Source organism: Streptomyces caelestis (assembly GCF_001279005.1).
Classification (GTDB): Bacteria; Actinomycetota; Actinomycetes; order Streptomycetales; family Streptomycetaceae; genus Streptomyces; species Streptomyces heliomycini.
In genome coordinates, this window is record NZ_LGCN01000103.1 from 1 (window position 1) to 339 (window position 339).

Consider the following 339-nt stretch of genomic DNA (forward strand, 5'->3'; position numbering starts at 1 on the left):
CGTCGGCGGAGGGGGTGTGGCCGGGCATCCGGGCGAGGATCTTGGCGGCCTCGGCGGCGTTCAACGGCACGTTGGAGACGAGCTGTTGGGTCACCCAGTGGCCGCCGGGTCCCTGCACCCGCCGTTCGTGCACGAAGCCTTCCTCCTTGAGCTGCCGCTTGGCCCGCGTGAAGGCGCACGCGCCGATGCGGGCGCGCTCGGCGGTGCGCGACAACGACTCGCGCGCCCCGTCGGGGAGGGAGAGCTGCCAGGTCAGCAGCCGCACGGCGTCGGAGGACAGCCGGGGGTGCCGGATCAGGTCGTGGGAGAACTGGGAGAAGCCGCGCGGGGGCGCGATAT

General features: G+C 73.2%; 1 pseudogene. It reads right to left on the reverse strand.

The features are described 5' to 3' along the window. Positions 1 to 337: pseudogene (locus ADK41_RS09950) on the reverse strand (hypothetical protein); the annotation flags it as partial. Positions 338 to 339: the final 2 nt, after the last annotated feature.